21 protein-coding genes and 1 pseudogene are annotated in these 24,474 nt (G+C 39.4%); 5 read left to right on the plus strand and 17 right to left on the minus strand.

What is annotated here, in order from left to right; genetic code table 11:
• Positions 1 to 10: 10 nt before the first annotated feature.
• Both HT99x_RS15200 and HT99x_RS15205 read left to right on the plus strand, forming a co-directional pair.
• Positions 11 to 229 carry a hypothetical protein gene (locus tag HT99x_RS15200; protein WP_075067279.1) on the plus strand — a complete coding sequence of 73 codons (219 nt, stop codon included), beginning with the start codon at positions 11 to 13 and terminating at the stop codon, positions 227 to 229.
• 106 nt (positions 230 to 335) lie between these two features.
• Complete coding sequence (locus tag HT99x_RS15205; RefSeq protein WP_200957158.1) at positions 336 to 824, plus strand: hypothetical protein; 489 nt, start codon at positions 336 to 338, stop codon at positions 822 to 824.
• Positions 825 to 957: 133 nt separating this feature from the next.
• Here HT99x_RS15205 and HT99x_RS15210 read toward each other — a convergent pair whose 3' ends face one another.
• The 7 genes from HT99x_RS15210 to flgB all read right to left on the minus strand — a co-directional run bounded on the left by HT99x_RS15210 (position 958) and on the right by flgB (position 5,390).
• The gene (locus HT99x_RS15210; RefSeq protein WP_083482965.1) at positions 958 to 1,173 is read right to left on the minus strand and encodes a heavy-metal-associated domain-containing protein; all 216 of its coding nucleotides are present in this window, start codon (positions 1,171 to 1,173) and stop codon (positions 958 to 960) included.
• Positions 1,174 to 1,242: 69 nt separating this feature from the next.
• Positions 1,243 to 1,611, minus strand: coding sequence for a DUF305 domain-containing protein (locus tag HT99x_RS15215; RefSeq protein WP_083482966.1), 369 nt, complete (start codon positions 1,609 to 1,611; stop codon positions 1,243 to 1,245).
• A 101-nt stretch (positions 1,612 to 1,712) separates the two neighbouring features.
• Complete coding sequence (locus HT99x_RS15220) at positions 1,713 to 2,159, minus strand: DUF305 domain-containing protein (RefSeq protein ID WP_075067282.1); 447 nt, start codon at positions 2,157 to 2,159, stop codon at positions 1,713 to 1,715.
• Positions 2,160 to 2,231: 72 nt separating this feature from the next.
• On the minus strand, positions 2,232 to 2,483 hold the full coding sequence (locus tag HT99x_RS15225) for a hypothetical protein (RefSeq protein ID WP_139016645.1): 252 nt from the start codon (positions 2,481 to 2,483) through the stop codon (positions 2,232 to 2,234).
• A complete protein-coding gene (locus HT99x_RS15230) occupies positions 2,465 to 2,698 on the minus strand; it encodes a flagellar basal body protein (protein WP_075067284.1) in 234 nt (77 codons plus the stop codon). The genes HT99x_RS15225 and HT99x_RS15230 overlap by 19 nt, the downstream gene beginning before the upstream one ends.
• A gap of 18 nt (positions 2,699 to 2,716) precedes the next feature.
• Positions 2,717 to 4,672, minus strand: a complete 1,956-nt coding sequence (locus HT99x_RS15235; RefSeq protein ID WP_075067285.1) for a flagellar hook-basal body complex protein — start codon at positions 4,670 to 4,672, stop codon at positions 2,717 to 2,719.
• A gap of 28 nt (positions 4,673 to 4,700) precedes the next feature.
• Positions 4,701 to 5,390 (minus strand): flagellar basal body rod protein FlgB, encoded by a 690-nt coding sequence (gene flgB / locus HT99x_RS15995; RefSeq protein WP_075067286.1) that lies wholly within the window; start codon positions 5,388 to 5,390, stop codon positions 4,701 to 4,703.
• A 411-nt stretch (positions 5,391 to 5,801) separates the two neighbouring features.
• Here flgB and HT99x_RS15245 point away from each other — a divergent pair.
• Positions 5,802 to 6,777: pseudogene (locus HT99x_RS15245) on the plus strand (efflux RND transporter permease subunit).
• 150 nt (positions 6,778 to 6,927) lie between these two features.
• Here HT99x_RS15245 and HT99x_RS15250 read toward each other — a convergent pair.
• The 5 genes from HT99x_RS15250 to HT99x_RS15270 are packed head-to-tail and all read right to left on the minus strand — an operon-like array spanning position 6,928 to position 10,931.
• Positions 6,928 to 8,310 carry a multicopper oxidase domain-containing protein gene (locus HT99x_RS15250; protein ID WP_075067226.1) on the minus strand — a complete coding sequence of 461 codons (1,383 nt, stop codon included), beginning with the start codon at positions 8,308 to 8,310 and terminating at the stop codon, positions 6,928 to 6,930.
• Between the two features lie 55 nt (positions 8,311 to 8,365).
• Positions 8,366 to 9,742, minus strand: coding sequence for a TolC family protein (locus HT99x_RS15255; protein ID WP_075067227.1), 1,377 nt, complete (start codon positions 9,740 to 9,742; stop codon positions 8,366 to 8,368).
• A 3-nt stretch (positions 9,743 to 9,745) separates the two neighbouring features.
• A complete protein-coding gene (locus HT99x_RS15260; protein ID WP_075067228.1) occupies positions 9,746 to 10,048 on the minus strand; it encodes a hypothetical protein in 303 nt (100 codons plus the stop codon).
• 10 nt (positions 10,049 to 10,058) lie between these two features.
• Positions 10,059 to 10,580 carry a DUF2231 domain-containing protein gene (locus HT99x_RS15265; RefSeq protein ID WP_075067229.1) on the minus strand — a complete coding sequence of 174 codons (522 nt, stop codon included), beginning with the start codon at positions 10,578 to 10,580 and terminating at the stop codon, positions 10,059 to 10,061.
• A 9-nt stretch (positions 10,581 to 10,589) separates the two neighbouring features.
• Positions 10,590 to 10,931, minus strand: coding sequence for a DUF6488 family protein (locus HT99x_RS15270; RefSeq protein ID WP_075067230.1), 342 nt, complete (start codon positions 10,929 to 10,931; stop codon positions 10,590 to 10,592).
• Between the two features lie 208 nt (positions 10,932 to 11,139).
• On the opposite strand from HT99x_RS15270, the gene HT99x_RS15275 reads away from it, so the two are divergent.
• Entirely contained in the window at positions 11,140 to 13,380 is a 2,241-nt protein-coding gene (locus tag HT99x_RS15275) for a heavy metal translocating P-type ATPase (protein ID WP_075067289.1), read from the plus strand.
• A gap of 8 nt (positions 13,381 to 13,388) precedes the next feature.
• Complete coding sequence (locus HT99x_RS15280) at positions 13,389 to 13,736, plus strand: cupredoxin domain-containing protein (RefSeq protein WP_200957154.1); 348 nt, start codon at positions 13,389 to 13,391, stop codon at positions 13,734 to 13,736.
• Here the strand turns inward: HT99x_RS15280 and HT99x_RS15285 are convergent.
• From HT99x_RS15285 to HT99x_RS15305, 5 genes are all read right to left on the minus strand, one after another.
• On the minus strand, positions 13,729 to 16,857 hold the full coding sequence (locus tag HT99x_RS15285; RefSeq protein WP_075067232.1) for a CusA/CzcA family heavy metal efflux RND transporter: 3,129 nt from the start codon (positions 16,855 to 16,857) through the stop codon (positions 13,729 to 13,731). The two genes, HT99x_RS15280 and HT99x_RS15285, sit on opposite strands and share 8 nt — an antisense overlap.
• On the minus strand, positions 16,854 to 18,335 hold the full coding sequence (locus HT99x_RS15290; RefSeq protein WP_083482957.1) for an efflux RND transporter periplasmic adaptor subunit: 1,482 nt from the start codon (positions 18,333 to 18,335) through the stop codon (positions 16,854 to 16,856). Before HT99x_RS15290 ends, HT99x_RS15285 begins: the two co-directional genes overlap by 4 nt.
• 584 nt (positions 18,336 to 18,919) lie before the next feature.
• Positions 18,920 to 20,311, minus strand: a complete 1,392-nt coding sequence (locus HT99x_RS15295) for an HlyD family type I secretion periplasmic adaptor subunit (protein WP_083482958.1) — start codon at positions 20,309 to 20,311, stop codon at positions 18,920 to 18,922.
• Positions 20,312 to 20,372: 61 nt separating this feature from the next.
• Positions 20,373 to 21,272 (minus strand): cation diffusion facilitator family transporter, encoded by a 900-nt coding sequence (locus HT99x_RS15300; RefSeq protein ID WP_075067234.1) that lies wholly within the window; start codon positions 21,270 to 21,272, stop codon positions 20,373 to 20,375.
• A gap of 11 nt (positions 21,273 to 21,283) precedes the next feature.
• Positions 21,284 to 24,469: a CusA/CzcA family heavy metal efflux RND transporter gene (locus HT99x_RS15305; RefSeq protein ID WP_075067235.1), complete on the minus strand. Its 3,186-nt coding sequence runs from the start codon at positions 24,467 to 24,469 to the stop codon at positions 21,284 to 21,286.
• Between the last annotated feature and the right edge of the window lie 5 nt (positions 24,470 to 24,474).

The following is a 24,474-nucleotide window of genomic DNA, read 5'->3' on the forward strand; positions in this document are numbered from 1 at the left end:
GTCGCCTACCGTGGACCAAATTATTGAAGATAAATTTCCTGATTTATTAAAAGAATTTATTGCATATATAAACTATCAAAAGATTGAGAGCGACTGGAGACATCCAACTTTTTATAATTGGTGTAACAGCCATTTTAAAAAAATGTCAAAATCTACTGTTCAGCAACTACCTGAACAAATTAATGATACAGAAACAGAGAAGAGCTTTATCGATTATGACTATTTTTAGGCACCTTTTCGGACTAGTTTATATTCTTGAGAACGAAGAAGCGAAACGTGTAAAAGTCGGAATGACTATTAATCGCGTCGAGGAGCGACTCGAGGATGTAAATAACATGTGGTTAGGCATTAAAGGGACCTGTCAGATCTGCGGTGGACGTCGATTAGTAAATCACGAAGGATTTATCCCCAAGCATATGGTCAGTGGCATTCGTTGCCTTGGAAGCTCTTTATTACCTTTTGAGAAGGATTCTTCTATAGCAATTTCCTATCTCATAGAATTAAAAAATAATCATGGTGTACTCAGAGGAAGTAGTCAAAACTCAAATTCAAAACGGATAAATGGCCTAGAAGAAAGAATTAGGCGGTTTCAAGCATTGAATAAACTCTTGGGCGTATGGAAGGTCAATACAGTTTACAAAACAAATAGTGCCGAAGACGTTGAATTGCGCTCACATGAGATTCTCTCTGATTATCTTGATAACGATGTCCCATTTGGTGAAGTCTTTATCTGTTCTGTCGCAGAGGCCACAAATGCTGTTGAACTAGTTCTTGATCAATTAGATCTGTTACAGTCAGCCAAGAAAGAAGTATTGAATACCTAGGAAGAAAAAAAGAACGGTTAATTTTTATGAATTAACAGCATTTTTTCAATTGCATAGAATATCTATTATATGCAATTTATACAATCGCAGAAATCGACCTTAGCTTTGTATCCCTATAGAGATGACCTCGGATCTAAGTACCCTCTGTAACATTCGTCACTTCATATCCAAGTGTTTTAATTATCTTCACAATCTCTGCTGTCGGATGGCGGCTTTGCACCTCTACCAGACCAGATTTAAGATCAATATGAACATTTGCTGATTGATCAAGTGAATTCACAGCATGCTTAACTTTGCTTACACAACCACCGCATGTCATACCATGTACTTTTAAACTAATCATATTCATCTCTTGTCAAAAGTTTATAACTATAAGGCGCAATTATCATTATGTTATTTTGATTTACTAACAAATCAATTAATTTCCATACCAAGACTTTTCCCAATCCTTCATTTGTTTTATTTCATTTTCTTGGCTATCAATTATTTTCTGAGCCATTTCCTTTATTTCTGGTCTTTCAGATTTTTTAAGCGCATCTTTCGCCATCATAATTCCGCCTTCATGATGGCCGATCATAAGATCCATAAAGCGCTTATCATACATAGCATCTTTTGAACCCAAAGATTCCATCATTTTGCTATCCATGGTTTTCATGTCTTTTTGCATCATCATAACTTTATGATCAGATTTATTCATATTCGGATGCTCCGCCTTTTCTGTCGCAGCAAAAGCGAGTGAATTAACCAATAAAGTTGCTATCAAAAACAAAAAATTTCTTTTTACCATTTTTAAATTCCTTTTGGAGTTAAATATTTAATTAAACATATATCAGAACATTTTAACACTTTCGCACTATGATATTTACTGCTTCCAAACGCAACTGTCTCTTAGGAATTTTGTAATTTTCTCTTCATCATATCAATTTCCTTTTGTTGACCTTCAATAATATCTTTACAGAGTTTTTGAATTTCTGGATCTTTTATTGGTGCTTGTTCACACATCAATATGGCGCCAGCATGATGAGGAATCATTGACCTTAAGAATTGTTTATCATAAATGATGGTTTGATTTCTAATAAAAAGCCAAAGAAAAATAACCAAGAGAATACTAGAAATTATAATTAATGAATTAAGTTTGCTGCTGGGATACATTGCCCGCATTAACAAAAGCTCTAGAAATACCATTGGAACAGTCATAAGTCCTGTCATATAAGCTTGATTTAAATTAAGATAAACATTCCCCATAATATTTACCATCGAATACATTAGCGCATACATAATCATGAAATGCAGCAAAGTCATTATGGCTAGGATTTTGTACTGTTTGGTATGCATTTGCTGGTTCCCTCTTCTCTTATGCTGTCAACTTGACTTTATTATCTGGTTTAACAAGCTTTATGCGTTCAATCACTGTAGGCGTGCCGTTACTATCGGAACTTGTTGCCGTGACAGTGCCATCTGTGCCGATTTCAATTTTTTGACCTGCAGGCAATGTAATGGGCCCACTTGCTCCAAGAACAGGAAGCTGGTTGGCAGTAATCCCTCTTGTGTGACTTGCATGCTGCTGGTGCGAACATAAGATTCACTACCATCTTTAGACATCACCGAAAACCAGCCTTCACCATTCACGGCAATATCCATCACATTACCTGTTGGCATGAGACCACCCGGTGAAAAGTCTGTTTTTGTCCATCCGTGGATGAATAAATACGTGAAGGCAAAGTATCGGCTTGGGCATTCATCACGCTCACAAATTGCGGATGATCGGCTTTAAACCCTGGGGTGCTGACGTTCGCAAGATTATTAGCATTCACCGTTTGCGCATGTAAGATATTAGCGCCGCTCGATGTTGCTACATAAATCATTCCATCCATGGTTTAACGCTTCCCTAATTATCGCAAATTAATAATCGTTTGTGTTACGGCATCTTCTGTTTTAATGGACTGCGCATTGGCTTGGAAGTTACGTTGCGCAACAATTAATTCAACTAATTCATCCGTTAATTGCACGTTAGAGTTTTCTAAGGCACCCGACTGAATCGAACCTAATTCAGCAGTTCCTGGTGCACCAATTAACGCCGAACCTGACGAGAAAGTTTCTACCCAGCTTGTGTTACCCTGTGGGTTTAAACCTTGTACGTTACCGAAGTTGGCCAAGGCGACTTGGCCCAATGCTAATGATTGACCGTTATTATATTTCGCGAATATCACACCGGAGGAGTCGACGTTAACACCCGCTAACAAACCGGTCGAATAACCGTTTTGGCTTAATGCTAATACGGAAAATGGAGCACCATATTGCGTTGAGTTATTGAAGTTCATGCTCATTAACTGTGGACCGAAGGCACCGCCTGTTGGTGTCCAACCTGAAATATCAATGATATCCGAACTTGACTGAACAATACCGGCTTGTGGACCTGCGGTTAAACTAGCATGTCCAGGATTTGGGCCACCCACAATAATCCCCTGATTATTGGTCGTTGATAGACTGACAGTACCACGCTGTGCTTGATTTAACGCCACGCCACCATTCAAGTTAAAGTTTGCAAATGAAGCACCGGTAGCCTGTATGCCATCCGTTACTAATTGAATATTTCTGGAATCAGCGGCAGTTAACAAAATCGCTGTGCCTGCACCGCCGGGTTGTGAACCCACAACCCCTGTGGTGGCAGTTTGGCCGTTAATTAAGCCTAACAAGTCGGTTGCGTTAGCATTCACACCAGTAATTGGCACACCGTTAATGCTAAAATCCCCTGCTGCAAGGTTTCCGAAACTAGGGATACCTAAATCAACAACGTTAGCGTTAACAGAAGCCGTTACGCCATGCTCAGCTGTGCTTTGGTTAATTGCAGCAGCTATTGCGATAGAGCTTGCTGCATTGTCGGTGGTAGATGAGCCATCTGATGAGCTACCACTTGCTGTTATTGCAACGCTATTAATGGTCAAATCATTTAAGTTCAACGTCGGTAAGGTTCCGGAGGTAACTAAACCGGAAGTGGTGCTGTTCACAGGACCTAGACCATAAAACGTAGGTGGCGTTGCAGGGTTGTTGGTAACATAGCTACCCGATTGGTTAAATACCAAAGTATAAGGTGAGGCAATTTGACCTGATGGGTATTGCACAGGTGGTACACCAACAGGAGGTGTAGCTGGTGTTGGTGTCACATCAGATCCATCGATACCCACATAAGCGCGCCAGGTATTTTCAGCATGCGCTTTAACGAAGTAGCTGGTCATAATGTGGGAATTACCTAAGCTATCGTAAACGGTTGTTGAAGTTGATGAATTGTAAGTCGTTGGATCTGGCGGTTGTGCTGGGGTAAAGCCCGCAATAAATGGAGCGGTTGGTGGCTCAGCGGTTGCGTCTAAGTTTACGTTAACGCTCACCGTACTGGTTGGTTTTGGTGCAAGCGTTGCGCTATTGATCTGTAAATCGGTTTGCGCACCCGTGATGCTACCTGAACTATCAGCTAAGAAGCCCCGTAAGTGATGGTCGGAATCGTTAACGATATAACCATTTTTATCTACCCCGAACGATCCAGCACGCGAATAAGCAATACTACCGTTGTTGCTTAACACAAAGAAACCCTTGCCCGAAACGGCTAAGTCAAGGTTATTATCGGTGAAACCGATTTGTCCTTGGCTAAATTGTTGAGTTACGGCTGAAAGTACCACGCCCGAACCAATTGCTGTTTTACCGCCACCTAAACTGGAGTTGGCGTAGATATCAGCAAATTCCGTTCGCGAACTTTTAAAACCGTTGGTGCTAACGTTCGCAATATTATTACTGATAACATTGAGCTCGCTTGAAGTTGCTTTTAAACCACTAAGTGCTGAGTTAAAACCCATTGCTATATCCCTTATTTGTTAAGCTGTATTAACTAATCGTTTTAATATCGTCCATGGAGATTTTGCCATAGCCTGATACATTCAACGTTACCGGTTGACCATTCTTATTAATTGTGATGCTGTTGACATTGGCTGATAAATACGTATTAATTTGTATTTCTTGACCTGATACATTGGCTTTAGCAATAAAACGGTAAACGCCTGATGGTTGTGCATTAACATTGTCATCTAAGCCATCCCACATTAACGCGAGTTCACCTTTATCAACGGCGTTCATTTTTACCGTTTTAATGACTTCGCCTTGTTCATTGCGTATTTCCATTTGCACATTGGTCGCATAATCTGGAACGTCGATCCTACCTTTGACGTTATTGCCTTGCATATAAAGTCCGTTGTCGATTTTGACATCGACATTTTTACCTACAAAGGAGGAAGCTTGTAAGGCCATTTCCATCCAGGGAAGTTTGCAGGGGTTTGCGCGCTCAGTTAATTCAATATCAGAAACCCCATAACCATTACCTGATAAATGCCCTTTATGTGTTGCGTACATGCCCTTTTGGTTATTGTCCATTTCTTTTAATACGCTATCAAATTCCATATCTTTGGCTTTATAGCCTGGGTTGTCGGCGTTGCTGATGTTGCTTGCAAGCACTTCCGCCCTTTTAACCCGCAGGTTCAAGGCTTGTTCATGTATGTCAAAAAGATTTTCTATGTTCATAACGTAACCTATTCCTTCACTGCTTAAGGTTTATTGCAAGTACGGTGCCAATTCTAGATTTGCTTTTAGATCAATGAGTTAAATTTTAAAGCCTGTTAGATTGCATTCTAAATCGGCAAAACATTTCCGCCTTTGCCAAACCCTTTCCGCTTTCGAAACTGGCATAGTTTATGCAAAATAAAAGCAAAGGAATTTTTACGTCAACTTTTTGACACTTTCATTGGGAAGAACTAATGAAGAAATTAATGATTGCCTTCATGCTTTTGATAATAGTTTATATTCATCTTGTGTAATAATATTTGGCCGCACTTTTATGATTTCTTAAGTTTATAATCTATTTAAAGAATAAGCTAAAGGCCGCAAAGCGAGCAACCAAAAATTGAACAAACAACGGGATTACCTCTTCTTAACATTGTTCCAAATCAATTAGCTTTAAAAAAATATGGTGTTGATTTGGCTACAGTCCAAGATGCAGTAAGCACCGCAATGAACGGCAAAGTTGCTGGGAAATTCTTCGAAGGCGACAAACGATTTAATCTTGTTGTTAAATTACCTGATTATTTTAGATCAGATTTAAATTCATTAGAACTTCTTCCAATTCCTTTACCTAATAATACTGATAATAGTCAACCAGATCGTATACCTCTTAAAGAAATTGCCGATCTTCGCATTACTTATGGCCCAAATCAAATTAGTAGAGAAAATGGCAAACGAAAAATCATTATTTCAGCAAATGTCCGAGATAGGGATTTAGGGGGATTCGTAAAAGAAGTTCAGCCATTATCTGAATCTAAAGTTGAACTAGCTACTGGCTATTGGATTGATTACGGCGGGACGTTTCAGCAACTTATTTCAGCCCAGGAAAGGCTGATGATTGTGGTGCCAATTGCGTTATTGTTAGTGTTTATTTTGTTGTTTGTTGCATTTGACTCAGCTTTAACCGCACTTATTATTTTTACTGGTGTCCCTCTGGCACTTACTGGTGGTGTGGCAGGCCTTTGGCTTAGAAACATGCCTTTTTCCATTTCAGCAGGCGTGGGGTTCATTGCACTCTCTGGCGTAGCTGTTGAATGGGCTTGTTATGGTGGCATTCATCAAAAAATTACAAGAACAAGGTAATTCGCTCGACAAAGCTATAAAAGAAGGTGCTTTTACTAGAACAAGAGCAATTTTAACTACAGCTTTAGTTGCAAGCTTAGGATTTTTACCTATGGCAATTAATATTGGCGCAGGTTCAGAAGTGCAAAAGCCCCTTGCTACCGTAGTTATAGGTGGTATTATTTCTTCTACATTGCTGACGCTACTTGTCTTGCCTGCTATTTATAAAGTCTTTAGTAATGGAAAGAAAACTGCATTGCGTGCCGCTTCAACGGATCTCATCAATTAGGGCGATGAGTTAAAAGCTTTGAGCCTGGCTTAGCCCCCAAAAATCCGCTGTTACGTGTATATCTTAATAAGAGCCAATGTGTGATTTTCAACTTTACATGGCGTTTGGGATAAATGCAGGAATTCTATACCTCGTTGCGCCCATAAGCACCTAATGGCCACAACTCCCTTGTGGCTTGCGCACTTTAAATGCAATTTTTTCTGAATGCTGCTCAGCATGCGCTCGCTGAGGCTCAGTTAAATCGCCCTTCCACTCAAAAGCAACAGTTCCTTGCGGAAAGTTATAGGGACCCGGATCTTTATAATCGCCAGGCTTTTGATCTTTTCTAATTTTCAAAACAGTAAACATGCCACCCATCTCGATCGGGCCAAATTGACCCGTGCCAGTCATCATAGGTAATGTGTTTTCAGGTAATGGCATGTGCATTTCTCCCATGCTAGCCATGCCATCTTCTCCCATCGACATATAGTCAGGTAATATTTTACTGATTTTATTACTCACGCCTTTGGTATCAACACCAATCATTGTGGGCACATCATGACCCATAGCATTCATCGTATGATGAGATTTATGGCAATGAAAAGCCCAATCCCCTAGATCCGTCGCATCAAATTCAATTGCTCGCATTTGGCCAACCGCAACATCAGTAGTAACTTCTGGCCAACGTGCCGAAGGTTGAACCCAACCGCCGTCAGTTCCCGTTACAGTAAATTCGTGTCCATGCAAATGAATCGGATGGTTAGTCATCGTTAAATTACCAACTCGGATCCGAACCTTATCGCCTTGTCTACAGACCAAGGGATCGATACCTGGAAAAACTCGACTATTAAAACTCCATAAATTAAAATCTAACATGGTATTTATTTTGGGCGTGAAGCTACCTGGGTCAATATCATATGAGCTTAAGAGAAAACAAAAGTCTCGGTCTACCTTCATAAAATTAGGATCTTTAGGGTGAGTCACCCAAAATCCCATCATACCCATGGCCATTTGCACCATTTCATCGGCATGTGGATGGTACATGAATGTACCACTTCGTTTTGCTTCAAATTCGTAAACAAATGTTTTACCTGGTTTTATCTGCGGTTGATTGAGCCCACCTACTCCGTCCATTCCATTTGGCAAACGTTGACCATGCCAATGGATTGTCGTGTGTTCAGGTAATCGATTGGTAACAAAAATACGTACTTTCTCACCTTCTACAACTTCAATAGTGGGTCCAGGTGACTGACCATTATATCCCCATAAATGCGCTTTCATTCCCGGAGCAAACTCACGTACCACGGGTTCTGCGACCAAATGGAATTCTTTCCAACCATTTTTGATACGCCAAGGCAAAGACCAACCATTTAAAGTCACAACCGGGTTATAGGGAAGCCCACTAGATGGCACCAGCGGCGGCTGGGTTTTAGTATCATTCATCACTGCGAGCTCAGGCAACGCAGCTAAGGCAAACTTGCTTACTGCACTAGCGGCAACAACGATTCCCACACCTTGAGCCGCACCTTTAATAAAATTACGCCTTGAAAACATACTAAGCCTCTTAATATTAATTAATTACTTCTTGATAATCGTAATCATGATTTTTTTAATCATGAGGCGATTTAACCATGAGCGCTGTTTGTAGATCCGTTTCGTTAATCCAAAAATCTCGAAGGTTTTCAATATACGCATTGGTGCTAGCAATATGCTCACGTGCGTCAGATAGTAACTCAAATGAACTCACCAGCATGCCATTGTACCGCAACATATTTTGATCCAAGATAAACTTGCGCAAGGGTACGATTTCATCGCGATAATGTTTTGTCATATCATAAGTGGCACGATAAGTTTGATAAGCCTCTCGAACTTCAGAACGGGCATTGATAGCTATATCGCGTAGTTGCCAAACAGATTGCATATAACTGGCCTGGGATTTTGCAATTCTTGCATCACCCCAGTCAAATATAGGAACATTTAAACTAATTTCATAGCCTCGTTGGCGTGGTATATCTTGCCCTGTATTATGCGCATAACCAAGCTCGAATACATTAATAAAACGGGTCCCCTTTGTCAGTCCTAGTGCCTTAGCTTTTGCTTCAATTTCCATTTTTTTGGCTTGTACATCTAGACGATTGATTAAGGCTTGGCATTCAAGCTGAGAGAGCTCTTTAGGTTCTTTTGGTAATTCTGCTAATTCCTTGGGTAACTTGAACTCTATTTCCTTACCCCAAAGTCCCAGCAAACGTATTAAATGTTCACGTTCCTTAAGTGCCGTGAGCTTAGCTGCAGCCAATTTTGCCATCACTTCAGCATAAAATACTTGCTCACGTGCATATTGCAGCTTGTTAAAATTCCCTACTTCTACCATACGTCGAGAAAGTTCAGCACTAGCTTGCGCGGCTTCTTTCATTTGTTCTAGGCTATCCACAGATTGTTGGGCAGCCACAGCAATATAATAGGCTTTTCGAGTATCTGCTACTAATTGCAAAATATCGATCGCAGCTTGCAGCTTTGCTTGATTAAAACGGTGACGTTCAATTGCTGTTTTCATAGGGATCGTTAAGAGACCCATCACATCAAGCAGAACCAGTCTTTCAATGTTAAATTCATCGTCAAGACGAGAAAGCCTTACATAGGAAAGAGCAGGATTTGGTGCCTTACCGGCCTGTACAAGATCTGCCTCAGCAATACCTAACTCGGTAAGCGCGGCTTGCAAGGCGGGGCTATTTATTAACGCAATCCGCACCGCATCTTCGGCCATTAAAGGAGTGGTAAGTAACGACTGTATCTTTTCTTGAGTATGTGCCTGGCTCTCCTTAAATGAGTGCAAAACCGGCGTTTGATCACTACGGTTTTGCACAGTCGAAACCACTTCTGAAAAACCAGAATCATTAGAAAATGAAACACAACCATGTAATACAGGAATACTCATGAACGCTAAAAAAAGCTTTGATTTTGTTAACTTGGTAATGGGTCTAACCATGATCTAATGCTGCATACGCGAATGATCTACCTCATTCAGCTTTTTTTCAGTTGTGCCCTCATTCATATTCATGTTTTTCATATTCCCCATGTTGTGCCCAGATTGCACAGCTTTGTCATTTACTTCACGCCAGGATTTTACTTTTAATTTTTTGAACCCTTTATAGTCAGTAAAGGGAGAATGGTAGACCGTAGCGGGTACGGATTCTGTAGGATTATCGGGGCGCATTAAATCACAGTCGTTAGCTTCAACTGCAAAACTGAAACTAACGCCAAGTATTACAGTTAAAGAGCTAATAAATTTCATGGGCAGACCATCATTTATTTATCGGATTCATTTCAAAGAGATTATCACGTTTTGGTTCCTCGCTCGTGCTTTTCTGAAGGTCTCTTAATTCAGCAGTTGATTTGACACCCACCCCATAACCATAAACTAAATGCCCGCCTTTAAAAGCCGTCATCCCTACCATAAAACCTAGAATCAGCAATGAAATCATTAAGGAATAATGATGAATTTTGTTGGCAATGTAACCTCTCAAAGCTAATAAACTGCACATAAATAGCACCACAGCGGTTCCTAATGCCCAATTTCGATGGGAAACCATTGGCAAATGAACGAGCATGTCATGACGAACAGAATTAAACTGGATGAAACCAAAAGTGACTGTAAACAAGGTGGCTATAAAAGAGAAAAGAATCATCCAAACTGCTGAAACACCCAAATCATTTTTGAGTTTGCCAACTGGGAGAATATAGGATATCAAATAAGCGCCAATCGCCGTAAAACTTAAGGCGACTGTAAAATGAACAAAGACAGGGTGTAATGGAAAGTCAAACATGATTCTTTTTTATTTTCCTGTATGATTCATTGCAACATATTTACCATCAAGTTTGAAGAAAATAAATAATTCATTATTCTTATTTATTTCAGGATTAGTAAACTTGATAACCCATTGCCCACCTTTATCTTCATCAACAATTTTTGGTTCGTCAGCTTTCGCTACTTTCCAAGAAGGTTCTAATTTTTTTTGTTCAATCGCCATGTTGATCACTTTGTTTGCATTTTCAACAATCTGGGTTTTTTCGACGGGTTCAGCATGCCCTTCATGCCCAATGGAAATCATAGAGTATTGCAAAGAAAAGATCCCAAGAATTAGAATCATTAAACGCTTACCATAGTTTGTTTTCATACTTACCCTTGTGTTGCTTAAGATGGATATTCTTAATAACATTATAACAATTTCAATCATTGTTTAAACCAAAGATTTAAAAACACACTCAATCACCAGCTATCTCTAAAATTGCTTAGCATATTAACTACATCCAGGGATTTAAAATAATTAATCAGAAGTAAATTTAAGAGAGGAATACCGCTTGAACAAAATTCTTGATGAAGAGATGATTACTTACCACCTAGCACTTACGGGTATGAGCTGCGCTAGCTGCGTATCCAGAATTGAGAAAGCGCTACTGGCCATTCCTGATGTTCAAAATGCACAAGTGAATTTGGTAAACCAAAGTGCAGCTGTCTCAACTATAAAAAATATTCCTGTTGATGTTTTAATTAAGGCTATTAAGCATGCAGGGTATGGAGCGAGTGTAATAAACAATCTTGAGGAAGAAGAAAGCACAAAGGCGCTTATAGAAAAATCATATTATCGACACCTAACCTATAAAACGATATTTGCTGCAATCGTAGGATTCCCATTATTGGTCATGGGTATGCTAGATTTTATGCCTTCATTGATCACGCCTGTGGGTCGTCAAATAAATATTGGGTTGTGTTTTCTGACATTTCTTACCTTAGTTTATTCGGGAGGACATTTTTTTATCGGTGCTTGGAAAGCATTGCGTAACCACGCTGCGAATATGGATACACTGATTGCCCTTGGCACTGGAGTCGCCTGGCTTTATTCACTATTTGCGATTTTATTTACAAAGTGGCTACCCCCATTAGCGCAGCATGTTTATTTTGAGGCGGCCATCATTATCATTGCCTTAGTTAACCTTGGCGCTCTTTTAGAGCTCCGAGCACGACGGCACACCTCTGGAGCGATTAAACGCTTAATGTCCCTACAACCTAAAACTGCACGTATTATTCGAATAAATGAAGAAATTGATATTCCTATTGAAGACTTACTCATTGCTGATCTGGTGCGGGTAAGACCTGGTGAGCAAATACCAGTTGATGGGATTGTGGTCGAGGGCCAATCTCATGTTGATGAATCTATGTTAACAGGGGAAGCCTTACCTAAAGAGAAAAAAATGAATGATAAAGTGGTAGGGGGAACCTTAAATAAATCAGGTAGTTTCATTTTCAAAACGACTCGTGTTGGTAAAGAGACCACCCTCGCACAAATTATTCAATTGGTTCAACATGCGCAGAACTCTAAACCAGCACTTGCCCGTTTAGCGGATCAAGTAGCAGGTGTATTTGTACCCGTTGTTATGATTATTGCTATATTAACAGCGCTGATTTGGTTTAACGTGGGAGCTGAACCCAGAGTTGCCTATATGTTGGTGACTTCCATGGCTGTCTTAGTCATTGCTTGCCCTTGTGCTTTAGGGCTAGCCGTGCCTATATCGGTTATGGTGGGTGTAGGGAAAGCAGCAGAACAGGGTATTTTGATCCGACAAGCAGATGCACTACAACAAGCAGGTCAAGTAACCACTATTGTGCTTGATAAAACAGGTACAATCACTTTAGGGAAGCCACAGGTTACAGGTGTTTATGCCGTACAAAAAATGGATGAGCAACAGATATTAATAATGGCGGCAAGCCTTGAAGTGGGTTCAGAACATCCACTGGCAGAAGCTATTATTAACGCAGCTAAAGATAGAGGTCATTCCTTACTTCCAGTTACCAATTTTCAAGCCATTTCAGGATATGGCGTAAATGGCACGATCCAAGAAAAACTTATCTGGTTAGGAAATGCAAAATTAATGGATTTACAAAAGATACCTATCGAAGGTGCTCTTAAAAATCAAACTGAACAATTAGCAGCATTAGGTCAAACACCTCTTTATCTAGCTGTAGATGAACAAGTCATCGGAATGATTACAATAGCTGATCCCATTAAGCCCGATTCTAAAGAAGCCATTATTCAATTACAGAAAATGGGCCTTAAAGTGATTATGCTCACTGGAGATCACCATGGCACAGCACAATCCATTGCAGCCGCGGTTAATATCTCTGATGTTCTAGCTGAAGTACTGCCTCAAGATAAAGCTAAAAAAATTGCAGAACTACAGGCTATGAAACACATCGTTGGAATGGTCGGTGATGGTATTAACGATGCCCCAGCACTAGCTCAAGCCGATGTGGGTTTTGCAATAGGGACGGGTACTGATATTGCCATTGAAAGTGCAGGGATCATTTTGATGAGTGGGTCTCTACAAGGGATTGTTAATGCTATGTTAATTTCAAGACAAACCGTTGGTAATATGAAACAAAACTTATTTGGTGCATTTATATATAATATAATTGGAATTCCTATCGCTGCGGGTATTTTATATCCTTTCACTGGATTATTGCTTAATCCAATGATTGCAGGTGCTGCCATGGCATTTTCATCGGTTACCGTTGTTGGAAATGCAAATCGTTTGAGGTTTTTTAACCCAAGGAATAATATTTCATGATAACCGCGATGGTAAATTTAATTGGAATATCCTTTATTGGACTGATTATTTGGTGGTTTTGGTTTGGTAAATCAAAGGCATCAACAAAGGTAGATGATTATATTGAAATCAAAGTAAAGGATGGCACCTATGACCCAGCTTATATTCAAGTAAAAGCAAATCACCCTATAACACTTCGCTTTATTCGTGAAGATCCTACCCCATGTGCAGAGGTGGTTGTTTTTAGTACATTAAATATTAGTGAACAGCTTCCCTTAAACAAACCAAAGGACATAGTATTGTCGATAAAAGAGGCTGGAGAATATACTTTTACTTGTCAAATGGGGATGTACCGCGGAAAAATCATTGTTATTTAAGTACAATTTTTAAAGAATGCTTTTTCCATAGGAAATAAATTGCCGGCAAAACAATTAATGCCAGCAACGTAGCCGTAAGCATTCCTCCCACCATAGGGGCAGCAATCCGCCTCATAACTTCAGAGCCTGTGCCTCCCATTAACATAATGGGAAGCAAACCTCCAATGATCGCTAAGGTAGTCATCATAATTGGCCTTAATCTTAATAAAGCACCTTCAACGATAGCCGCTCGAATGTCTTCCAAAGTAATATTGCGTTGTTCTTTCTCTACTAATAATTGGCGTTTAGATAACGCTTGATTAAGATAGACCAGCTTAACCACCATAATTTCGACCGCAATGCCCGTAAGCGCTATGAAGCCTACGCCTGCTGCAACTGATAAGTGATACCCCAGAAAATACAAAAACCAAATCCCTCCAACTAAAGCGAACGGGACAGCTGCCAAAATTACTAACACTTCAGAAAATCGACGAAAATTTAGATAAAGAAGCAATGCAATAATAATGAACGTAAACGGCGCAACAATTCCCAAACGAGTTTTTGCGCGTTCTAAATATTCATACTGACCTGACCAAGTTAGAGAGTATCCTCCTGGTAGACTCATTTTTTGTTTAATTTTTTCCTTTGCTTCACTAATGTAAGAGCCCAGATCTCTACTCGCTATATCTATATAAATCCATCCATTCAATCTCGCATTTTCACTCCTAATCATATCCGGCCCTTCGCTAATATGAAGGTGTGCCACTTCGCTTAATGGAATAACCGCTCCCATTGCTGTAATAATTGGAAGTAATTTTAGTTCTTCAAATGAATCACGAAGCTCTCGAGGGTAACGTAAATTTACCGGATAACGTTCCCGCCCCTCCACCGTTTGAGTTACATCCAAGCCCCCAATTGCAGTTTGAACGATCTCTTGAATGTCATTAATACTTAATCCATAACGCGCTGCTTTGTCTCGATCAATCTCAACATTAATATAACGACCACTTGCTACACGCTCGGCAAATGCTGATACTGTACCCGGCACCGTTTTGAGAATTTCCTCAATTTGCATACCAAGATTTTGAATCACCATCAAATCAGAGCCAGCAATTTTAATTCCTACGGGGGTCTTAATGCCGGTTGCTAACATGTCAATTCGTGTACGGATAGGCATCACCCATGCATTAGATAATCCAGGTAACTTTACTCGCTCTTCTAATTCCGATCGTAATGCCTCAAGTGTTAACCCTTCTCGCCATTCACTTTTAGGTTTAAATTGAATAGTTGTTTCAATCATCGATAGTGGTGCAGGATCGGTTGCTGTTTGTGCGCGACCAATTTTTCCAAATACTGTCTTAACTTCGGGTACACTGGCTATAAGCTTATCAGTTTGCTGCAAGATTTGTTCTGCTTTACCAATAGAAATTCCTGGAAACGTTGTGGGCATATAAAGAAGATCCCCTTCATTCATTTCAGGCATAAATTCCGTTCCTAACCGAAATAATGGAAAAAAGCCAATTATTACCAGGGTAAGAGCAATCATAACTGTGGTTTTAGGGATCTTTAATATTAATTGGAGTAAAGGGCGATATAGCATTGTTAAAACTTTATTGAGAGGATTTTGTAGTTCCGATTTAATTTTACCTTTGATTAAATATCCCATGAGTACAGGAACAAGCGTAATGGATAGTATGCTAGCTGCTGCCATTGCATAAGTTTTGGTATACGCCAAAGGAATAAATAAACGACCTTCTTGAGCCTGAAGGGCAAATATTGGCAAGAAACTAACTGTAACGATTAATAATGAAAAGAAAAGAGGAGGACCTACTTCCATGGCAGACTGCTCTATTACTTTCCAGCGGCTTTCTTTACTATCATCATGCTCGAGATGCTTATGCGCATTCTCAATCATGACAATAGCAGCATCCACCATCACTCCAATGGCAATAGCAATCCCCCCTAAAGACATAATATTGGCATTGATACCCTGCAAATGCATGATGATAAGTGCTATCAGGATCCCAATAGGTAAACTAATCACTATAATCAAGGAAGACCGTAAATGGAAAAGAAAAGCGAAACAAATCAATGATACAACAATAAATTCCTCAATTAATTTATCATATAAAGTATCGATGGAACGTTGAATAAGATTTGAGCGATCATAAGTTTCAATTATTTCAACTCCCTTTGGCAGGCTGGGTTTGAGTTCATTGATCCTTGTTTTTATTTTCGCAATGGTATCTTGCGCATTTTGGCCATAGCGCATGACAATAATGCCACCTACTACTTCGCCTTTGCCATTAAGTTCCGCTATCCCCCTGCGCATTTGAGGGCCAACTTGAACATGAGCCACATCTTTTATCAAAATAGGAATGCCATTTTTTTCTACCTTAAGGAAAACTTTTTCAATATCCTGGACTGATTTCAAATACCCACTTGAGCGCACCATATATTCCGCTTCGCCCATTTCAACAGCTGAACCACCAATCTCTTGGTTCCCTTTTTGCAATGCTTGTTTCACTTGATCTAGCGTAATTCCAAATGCTCGAAGTCGGTTTGGATCAAGAATAATCTGATATTGACGAACCATTCCACCCACTGTTGCAACTTCTGCTACGCCAGGGACTTTCTGTAATTCATATTTGAGGAACCAATCTTGAATGCTGCGAAGTTGCGATAAATCATGCTGACCAGTAGAATCAACCAGAGCATATTCATATACCCAGCCTACACCAGTGGCATCCGGCCCCAATGCTGTTTGAGCACCACTTGGAAGGCGATTCGCAATTTGACTTAAATATTCCAATACACGCGAACGTGCCCAATATAAATCTGTACCATCCTGAAAAATAATGTAGACATAGGAATCACCAAACGATGATTCGCCACGCACGGCCACTGCACCTGGCACGGCGAGCATCGCTGTTGTGAGAGGATAAGTCACTTGGTCTTCCACAACTTGTGGAGCCTGTCCTGGATAGGTTGTTCTGATGATCACCTGTACGTCAGATAAATCAGGAATGGCATCCACAGCAATGTGTTTAACTGAATAGAGCCCAACTAAAATAATTAAGACAGTCATTACTAAAATCAAAATCCGATTGTGTAACGACCAACGGATAACAGCTGCAATCATGGGGATGCCTCATCGATTGGTGATATTTTGGTGATCACGAATTGATGCATGGGATCTTTCTCTACAATAAATCGAATACGTTCGCCCACTTTAATTGTGGATAAGGAAATATTCTCATTGACAACAAAATCCATTGTCATTTCTTGCATATCTAAGGCTGCGATTGCCTCATGCTTTAACGTTATGATATGTTGTTTAACATTCATGCTTTGCACAATGCCTATCCCTTCTACAGATAACGTTGATATTGATGAATTTTCATTTTGTGAGGATATTCTTTGGGTTGAAGCTTTTAAGTTCGCCTCTGAATCAATTAAAAACTGGCCTGAAGTGACTACCTGTTCACCTTCTTTTAGTCCAGAAACAATCTCAATTCTATCGGATGTTTCAATGCCCGTTGTCACAGAGCGTGCTAGAAAACGTCCCTCTCCCAAAGCTACAATGACACGATCTCCCTTACTATGACGAATCAAGGCTTCCGTGGGGATGCTCAGCACATTTTCTTTTGGAGACACTAATAAAATAACATTCGCATACATATTTGGTTTAAGCATATGATGAGGATTATCAAAAATAAAACGCACTTTTAAAGTACGCGTTGCTGCATCGACTTCAGGATAAACATACTCTACCTTTCCTTTCCATTCTTGACTAGGAAAGGCTGGCAGCTTTGCCTTTGCTTCCTGACCTTTAGTGACCCAACCTGCTTGTTGCTCAAATATTTGCACCATGATCCAAACTGAAGTGAGATCAACGAGACTCATAATTTCAGTTTCAGGTGCAACCCACATTCCTTCACGAACATTTAATTCGGCGATAACGCCATCAATGGGAGAAAACATGTCGACGAGCTGTTCTGCTTGCTGTGATTTTCGGATCCTAGTAATTTGCTCTTCAGAAATCTTGAAGCTCTGCAATTTATGATATGCAGCCTCAATTAAACTTTTATCATCACCCCTTAGCGCTAACAAAAATTCCTTTTGTGCTCCAATCAAGATGGGAGAATAAAGCTGTACAAGTAATTGGCCCTGCTTGACGGGTTCCCCCATTGCTCTTACGACTAATTTTCTGATCCATCCCTCTGCATAAGCATGGATATGAGAAATATTATTTTCATTGGGAACAACATAACCCACTGTTTCAATTTGTCGAGTTAAAGTACCACGTTCAACCTGTGCGGTGCGTACCCCTAAATTTTCAACAATGGCAGGAGAAATACGGATTGATCCATCTTTTTCTTGCTTCCCCTCTTTTTTTTCTTCATATACTGGAACTAATTCCATCCCCATATGAGATTTCCCAGGCCCAGGATAATGTACCTGCGGTTCCATAGGATCTATCCAGTAAAGAGCTTTGACACTGGAGGTTTGGTTCGATTTGACCTTTTCGAGGGGGAGATCAATTTTAAGATAATATCCCAATACCACTCCCAATATTACGGCCACGGTAATGATGATGGCCAATAAGCCTCTCTTCATACTCAGGGCTCCTTAAACCAGGAATATACACTAAGTTGATGGTCTCTTAAATTAAGTATATGAAAAAAACATGCTTTAGGGGATAAATATAGAAATGTAACTTCCATCTAAAGGATTTAGCAAAAAAAATTTCACATTTGAGCACAACGCTTCATTATTTTACCTTTACCAATCCTTCATACAATTTCTCAATCCTGTAAATGTCACTCACCTGTAAAATGACATTCCGTTTCTTCATTTAGGCACTTTTTTCTCTAATGTTGTAAAGTTGTATGAAGGATCCCAAACTTTGAAGCTAAAAGCACACGCATGTTTGGCAATACGCTTTCACAATCTGATTTTTCTTCAATAATGACATGTGCTGTTAAACAAATTTTTGCCACTAGCTATTGTCCAAACGTGTAATTCATGAACATTTAAAACACTTCTTTTGTCACGCAAATAATAATTTTGGTTATTCTACGCATGAGATATTTAAATATGCTCATTTATTATGTTCTCGCTATAATTTTTATGACTCGAACAAATATATCTTTAATATGATATTATTTTTACCCACTTCATTATTTATCAAATTAAATCGATTACCTTTCTCTCATCGCGCTTTGCTTTGCGTTTATGATGGGTTGAAGCAAATATTCTAATACTGTTTTATGTCCCGTCAAAACGTCAACAGTTACGCTCATGCCGGAGATAATATTTAATCTTTCACCATGCTTTCCTAATAAGTAATTACGCCCTGTAGTGCGAACACGAATCACATAGAAAGGATTCTTCTTTTCATCTTTAATAGTGTCTGCACTGATATGCTCTACTGTACCCTTTAAACCACCATAAATAGAAAAATCATAAGCAGACACCTTTATAGTGGCTGGTAATCCTGGTCTTAAAAACCCAATATCAACAGGGCGAATTTTAGCTTCAATCACTAAAGTATCATTCAACGGAACTATTGTAAGCAAGTCTTGTCCAGGTTGAATAATGCCCCCCACTGTCGTCACTTTAACTTGATTGACGGTTCCTTTTACTGGCGAACGAACAACAGTTCGCGTAACTCTATCCGTGGCAGCTTTTGTAGTTTCCATTAACTTGTTATATTCTGCTTTTGCTTTATTCAGCTCCGTAAATGCTTCGGTTTTATCGGAAGCGCGCAATTCATTCATCTTACTTTTGGCGCTAGATAAGCTTGCTTCCAATTTAGGAATAGATAGTTCAGTTTGCTCCAAATCTCCTTGCAAATCATTAACCGTTCTTTCAAGTCGTAAAACCTCAACTGGCGAAACAGCTCCTGACTTTATAAGTGGTTGAGTTAATTCAAACTCTTTCTTAACAAGATCTAAACTTCTTTGTATCTGTTCCCTTTTTCCTTTTGATGCAATCAATTCCTGACTTTTCTGTTTGACTTCGTCTTGAAGAATATTCAATTTAACTTGAAGTTCTTTTTCACTTGAATGATATAAATTTCTTTCTGAAGTTACATATTGAGGATATTTATCCGCTAATTCATTAGGAAACGATAATTCACTATCATTGGCTTCTGAAGTTAAACGTGCGATTTTGGCTTTTAATGCATATATTTGGGTTTCGTTTTCTTTAAGTGATGAAACAAATCTCGTATCATCAATAATCATCAATTCTTGCTCAGGCGAAACGACATCACCAATTTTCACAAGGATATCTTTAATAATTCCGCCTTCCAAATTTTGTATAACTTGCATATTACTGGATGGAATAACTTTTCCTTGCCCGACAGTAACTACATCCAACACTGCAAAGTTTGCCCAGATCCCAGCAACTAGAAAAAACAAGAGACCACAAATCAAAATAACATGGCATTTAATAATAGGGATCATTGATATATCGGAGTTTGCATCTATACTAAAATTCACATCATGAGTTTTTATAATTTCTTTTTTACGATTTAATTTAACAATGCTTCGTAAACTATCCTTAATTTTCTCGATAATATATTTCATAATGAAAGTTTACTCTTTAAATTAATAATATTAATTGGTATTTTGCATTGCAAAATTATGTTTATTCTAAAAAATTACAAAGAACCTGCTCATTAAGACATTTTTTTCGTTCATGTTGCAAAGTCGTATGAAGAATCCCAAATTGTGATGCTAAAACAGTCCGCATAATGGGTAATACACTTTCACAATCAGATTTTTCTTCAATAATCACGTGGGCAGTTAAACAAATTTTGCCACTTGCTATTGCCCAAACGTGTAATTCATGAACATCTAAAACACCTTTAATTTCAAGTAAGGCTTGCTCTAGTTTTTTGAGATCAATGCCTTTGGGAACTCCTTCAAGCAATATGTTAATGCTCTCTTTGAGTAAAATATATGTACGAGGTAACACCCATAATGAGATCAGAATTGCAATAACGGAATCTACCCAGTTCAATTCGGTTAGCTTTATGATAATTGCGCCCACAATCACGGCCACAGAGCCAAGCATATCACTCCACACTTCTAAATAAGCGCTTTTCATGATAAGACTTTTATCTTTATGCGAAGTTAACAGTCGCATGGATATTAAATTGACTACTAACCCAATGGAAGCGACTATCAGCATACCAATCGATTGTATTTCAGGTGGATTTTGCAATCTATGATAAGCTTCATAAAATATATAAAGAGCCACCACGAAAAGCATAACGGTATTAAATGCTGCAGCTAATATTTCAAAACGATAATAACCAAAAGTACGAACCTTATCTGCTGCTCTCTGCGAAAGTTTAACGGCTACTAATGCAATAATTAGTGCCGTTATATCTGTTAACATATGCGCGGCATCAGATAGAAGTGCTAAACTTTCGGTTAAAATACCGGCCACAACTTCAGCAATAAAAAAAGAAACAGTCAGACCTAGTGCTATAATTAGAGCTCGGTTATTGTTTAATTTTGTAACTGAATGATTATGTTCCATTCATTACCATCTTATCTATCTCGATAGTCACCATTTTTGAAGAATACTCCATAGAGCACAGGTAATACCAGCAGCGTCAATGCAGTAGATGAAATGAGTCCTCCTACTACTACGGTTGCGAGAGGGCGCTGAATTTCCGCACCGATTCCGCTTGCCAGCAACATAGGGATTAAGCCAAGCGCTGTAATGAACGCAGTCATTAAAACAGGACGCAATCTTGACATGGAGCCCACAAAAATTGCTTCTGCTGTTGGCATACCGCCTTCTTTGTTTTGGTTAATCGCATTGACCAAAACAACACCATTGAGTACAGCAATACCAAATAGGGCAATAAAACCTATCGAGCCAGGTACAGAAAGATACTGCCCCGAAAAAAATAAGGCTAAAATTCCACCTATCAATGCTAGAGGAACGTTAATCATAATCAACAAAGCCTGGCTAGCTGAATTAAACGCAAAATATAAAAGCAAAAATATTAACCCTAGTGAGAGAGGAACCACAACCATTAACCGTGCTTGAGCGCGTTGTTGATTTTCAAATTGGCCGCCATAAACTACCGTATACCCTGCAGGTAGTTTTAACTTTTGAGCAATTTGTTGCTGTATTTCAGAAACAACACTGCCCATATCACGTCCTTCCACGTTGCTTTGTATCACAACACGTCGCTGGACATCGTCACGTCTAATTTGAGGTGTACCTGCTTCAATTTGTACACTTGCCACATCGCTCAAGCGTACCCATGCGCCTTTTGACGACTGTAAAATAAGGTTACTAATAGTCTCAACACTATCGCGATAAGGTTTAGCTAAACGCACATAAATATCATAACGCTCATTTCCTTGTATAACTTGACCTGCTGTTTTGCCGCCAATAGCATCCGATACAAGTGACATGACTTCACCGACAGAAATACCATAGCGCATTAGAGTCTCACGATCTGGTTTGATGACGAGTTGTGCTTCACCTGTAATCTGCTCAATTGCTACGTCACGCGTGCCTTTAACAGACTTCACAATATTTTCAATTTCTTGCCCTTTCTTCGCAAGGATGGCAAGATCTGTACCAAACAATTTAACTGAAAGTTGAGCTCTCACTCCGGAAAGCAGCTCATCCACTCGGCTCGCAATGGGCTGGGAGAAACTAAATAGCAATCCAGGAAAAACTTCCATCTTCTTTTCCATTAATTCTTGCAGTAAGTACCGATTTTTTGCTGAAGTCCATTGTTTAACTGGCTTTAAACCCACAATGATCTCAATGTTAGAAACTGGTTCCGGATCACCACCTAACTCAGGGCGGCCAATGCGGCTTGAGGCATAAATTACCTCCGGAAAGCTCATCAGCGTTTGTTCAAGTGTTTGAGCCACGGATAAAGAGGTATCTAAACTTGCTGACGGCGCTAATGTAACGCGAATATTCAAAGTACCTTCTTCAAGCTCAGGTACAAATTCTGTTCCTAAAAATGGTAAAAATAAAAGCGAGACGACAAATAATGATCCTGCAATTGTTATCACATGTTTAGGATAACTCAATGCTTTAGTTAAAGATCGTCTATAAAAGTTTGCTATTGGCATAAGCAATGGGCTATGACGATGTTTAACTCCCACCTTGAATACATAAGTTGCTAATGCAGGAATAACTACCATTGCCACAAATAAAGAGGCCAACATAGCAAGTACAATACTTATCGCCATAGGCTGAAATAGTTTTCCTTCTACCCCTTGTAAGCTAAAGAGAGGAGCGAAAACTACGATAATAATAAGTACTGCAAAAAAAACAGGTCGTGCTATCTCACGTGCGGCTTCTTGAATTCTTAATGGAATTGCATGTTCATTTTTATAATTCGCTTGATCAAAAGATTTATCTCCTTTTTCGGCATGAGTGTGTTCAGAGCCGGGCTCACTTATATGTTTGAAAATGTTTTCCATCATCACAACCGATCCATCCACCATCATTCCGATCGCAATTGATAGTCCCCCTAGCGACATTAAATTGGCTGAAATATTCCAGTAAGCCATGGCTATTAAAGACATTCCCACAGAAATTGGAACTGAAATAAGTACTAATAAAGTCGCTCGCAAATTCATGAGGAAAAGAAGTAGCACAACAAAGATTAATACAAAAGCTTCCACCAAAGCTTTTTTCACAGTATAAACAGCCTTTTGTATCAGTTCTGATTGATCATATAAGGGTATTAATTTTACGCCTTCAGGCAATGCTGCTTGCACAAGAGGAAGGCGCTCTTTTATGCCATCAATAGTGGCCTTGGTATTAGCCCCAATCCTTTTAAGAACTATGCCACTGACAACTTCGCCAACCGCACGGGGCTTTCCTTGTGCATCTCTATCAGAAAGCGTAACAGCACCTTGACGAATTTCGCTTCCATACGCAACACGAGCAACGTCCCGCACTCGAATAACCACGCCATCTTTGTCTTTAACGGAGATATTTGCAATATCTTGCAATCCTTTATCTTCACTGCGAACCCAACCTACTCCACGTATAACGAGTTGCTCTGCACCCCGATCTAGATACCATCCTCCGGCATTACGATTGTTTGATTCTATGGCATTGACCAAATCTTCAATTTTTAATTTATATGCGAGTAATCGAGAAGGATCGACTTGTACTTGGTATTGACGCACCTCACCACCAAATGAAAGCAAGTCTGTTACACCATCAACGGGCGCTAATAATAATTTAACCACCCAATCATTAAGACTACGTAAAGTCATTGTATTAAATTTTTCTTGGTTATCAGTGCGTAAAATGTATTGAAAAATTTGTCCTAATCCAGAAGTATTAGGCCCCATTTCAGGAATGCCAATCCCAGCTGGCATTTTTTCGCGTGCGACCTGTAATCGCTCAAATACTTGTTGGCGGGCAAAATAAATATCGACTGCATCTTTAAATACCACTGTAATAACCGATAAACCCACCTTTGATATAGATCGTACTTCTTCAACATTAGGCAAGGAATACATCGCAGCCTCAATGGGATAAGTAATTAATTGTTCAACTTCTTCCGCTGCAAGCCCAGGTGATTCTGCATTTATAACGACTTGAACATTAGTAACGTCAGGAAAAGCATCTAGGTTTAAACGCGGTATGATCAGAATTCCTGCAACAATAGTCACCAAAAGCGCAAGAATAACAAGAAGACGATTATTTACTGAAAAGTCGATGATCTTATCAAACATAAGAA

The organism is Candidatus Berkiella aquae, from assembly GCF_001431295.2.
Classification (GTDB): Bacteria; Pseudomonadota; Gammaproteobacteria; order Berkiellales; family Berkiellaceae; genus Berkiella; species Berkiella aquae.

Excerpts from the sequence above, each read along its gene's own strand:
- HT99x_RS15205 (WP_200957158.1), top strand. The coding sequence starts at position 336 with ATGTGGTTAGGCATTAAAGGGACCTGTCAGATCTGCGGTGGACGTCGA.
- HT99x_RS15210 (WP_083482965.1), bottom strand. The coding sequence starts at position 1,173 with ATGAATATGATTAGTTTAAAAGTACATGGTATGACATGCGGTGGTTGT.
- HT99x_RS15215 (WP_083482966.1), bottom strand. The coding sequence starts at position 1,611 with ATGGTAAAAAGAAATTTTTTGTTTTTGATAGCAACTTTATTGGTTAAT.
- HT99x_RS15220 (WP_075067282.1), bottom strand. The coding sequence starts at position 2,159 with ATGCATACCAAACAGTACAAAATCCTAGCCATAATGACTTTGCTGCAT.
- HT99x_RS15225 (WP_139016645.1), bottom strand. The coding sequence starts at position 2,483 with ATGCCAACAGGTAATGTGATGGATATTGCCGTGAATGGTGAAGGCTGG.
- HT99x_RS15230 (WP_075067284.1), bottom strand. The coding sequence starts at position 2,698 with ATGGATGGAATGATTTATGTAGCAACATCGAGCGGCGCTAATATCTTA.
- HT99x_RS15235 (WP_075067285.1), bottom strand. The coding sequence starts at position 4,672 with ATGGGTTTTAACTCAGCACTTAGTGGTTTAAAAGCAACTTCAAGCGAG.
- flgB (WP_075067286.1), bottom strand. The coding sequence starts at position 5,390 with ATGAACATAGAAAATCTTTTTGACATACATGAACAAGCCTTGAACCTG.
- HT99x_RS15250 (WP_075067226.1), bottom strand. The coding sequence starts at position 8,310 with ATGTTTTCAAGGCGTAATTTTATTAAAGGTGCGGCTCAAGGTGTGGGA.
- HT99x_RS15255 (WP_075067227.1), bottom strand. The coding sequence starts at position 9,742 with ATGGTTAGACCCATTACCAAGTTAACAAAATCAAAGCTTTTTTTAGCG.
- HT99x_RS15260 (WP_075067228.1), bottom strand. The coding sequence starts at position 10,048 with ATGAAATTTATTAGCTCTTTAACTGTAATACTTGGCGTTAGTTTCAGT.
- HT99x_RS15265 (WP_075067229.1), bottom strand. The coding sequence starts at position 10,580 with ATGTTTGACTTTCCATTACACCCTGTCTTTGTTCATTTTACAGTCGCC.
- HT99x_RS15270 (WP_075067230.1), bottom strand. The coding sequence starts at position 10,931 with ATGAAAACAAACTATGGTAAGCGTTTAATGATTCTAATTCTTGGGATC.
- HT99x_RS15275 (WP_075067289.1), top strand. The coding sequence starts at position 11,140 with ATGATTACTTACCACCTAGCACTTACGGGTATGAGCTGCGCTAGCTGC.
- HT99x_RS15280 (WP_200957154.1), top strand. The coding sequence starts at position 13,389 with ATGGTAAATTTAATTGGAATATCCTTTATTGGACTGATTATTTGGTGG.
- HT99x_RS15285 (WP_075067232.1), bottom strand. The coding sequence starts at position 16,857 with ATGATTGCAGCTGTTATCCGTTGGTCGTTACACAATCGGATTTTGATT.
- HT99x_RS15290 (WP_083482957.1), bottom strand. The coding sequence starts at position 18,335 with ATGAAGAGAGGCTTATTGGCCATCATCATTACCGTGGCCGTAATATTG.
- HT99x_RS15295 (WP_083482958.1), bottom strand. The coding sequence starts at position 20,311 with ATGAAATATATTATCGAGAAAATTAAGGATAGTTTACGAAGCATTGTT.
- HT99x_RS15300 (WP_075067234.1), bottom strand. The coding sequence starts at position 21,272 with ATGGAACATAATCATTCAGTTACAAAATTAAACAATAACCGAGCTCTA.
- HT99x_RS15305 (WP_075067235.1), bottom strand. The coding sequence starts at position 24,469 with ATGTTTGATAAGATCATCGACTTTTCAGTAAATAATCGTCTTCTTGTT.